The organism is Ponticaulis profundi (assembly GCF_042659465.1).
GTDB lineage: Bacteria > Pseudomonadota > Alphaproteobacteria > Caulobacterales > Hyphomonadaceae > Ponticaulis > Ponticaulis profundi.
In genome coordinates this window covers 1-1,027 of the sequence record NZ_JBHSSW010000065.1, presented here as the reverse complement: position 1 = coordinate 1,027, position 1,027 = coordinate 1, and the positions used below count along the sequence as shown (strand labels likewise).

At 55.0% G+C, this 1,027-nt stretch carries 1 protein-coding gene; it reads right to left on the bottom strand.

Going from position 1 to position 1,027, the window contains the following annotated elements:
- Positions 1-151: 151 nt before the first annotated feature.
- Positions 152-694, bottom strand: a complete 543-nt coding sequence (locus ACFQDM_RS16005; protein ID WP_377380741.1) for a hypothetical protein — start codon at positions 692-694, stop codon at positions 152-154.
- Between the last annotated feature and the right edge of the window lie 333 nt (positions 695-1,027).

Sequence of the window (1,027 nt, the reverse complement as noted above, 5' to 3'; positions counted from 1 at the left end):
AGCCGGGAAACCGTTCAAAGTGGTCATCATCGCCCTCGCCAGACGCCTGCTCACCCGGCTCAACAGCATGGTCAAAGAGGATCGAAACTACCGGTTCAAACCACTTCCGTGCTAACAGTTGCTACGCGTCACGGCCGGACAGACGAATTTATCAATCCGCAGATGTACGAAAGCTCCGGTAAATGAGGTCGTCGGATACAGAATGGTATTCATCGCACCGGGCAAAGGTGCAGCTCCGGGTATCCACCATGCCGGACTTGCAGCCCTTCCTGACCGTTCGATAATTCATTTGATGCACCAGCTTCGTCTCATCGAAGGTCACATGAGCACGCTCACCCTCCACCCAGACATTCTGACAGGCCTCACCGGCCGTGAGCTTGCCGAAACATTGCCAGTACCCCCCTGTTTGCTCGACGCAATAAGCGCGAAGTTCAAAGTCTGAAAGCGAGAAATTCTTTTCGAACACGACACGCTGAGCCCAGTAAGCATCGTTGGCCGGGTCAAATAACGGGCGATAAAATTTCATCACGGCATCCTGGAGCGGCGGGCGTTCGATCCGCACATAGCGAAATTCACGGCCATCGTCCGACTTGCCGTAATACTCCTTCAATCGAGGCCCGGCCTGAGCAACCGGCACCAGGCTTGCCAGAACGAGGAGCATCAAAAGGGCACGAACCCCAGATCGCTTGTGCATGTGTGTATTCCCCCGAATATCCAACCCGATATGGATGATAGCCGATCGGCCGCCTCTGACCAGACGAAATGCGCGTAGAGTAGTGGATCAGGGGCCGCGTCATTCACCCTGTTGACGACAGGCACCGATCCGTAGGGTGGATTAGATCGTCAGATCGTAATCCACCGAGATTGCATGAGGTGTTACCGATTGCGGTGCATTTCGTCTTTCGGCCTAATGCACCCTTGTCTTAGCGAAATCTGCTATTCTGGGATCGGCAGGTGAGGTCCGTGTGCACCCTTGGCCATCTTTCGATGGGCCGTGCTGTAGCTCGGACTCACCTGCCTTCCAAAC

Coding starts and splice junctions, on each gene's coding strand:
- ACFQDM_RS16005 (WP_377380741.1), bottom strand. CDS start 694: ATGCACAAGCGATCTGGGGTTCGTGCCCTTTTGATGCTCCTCGTTCTG.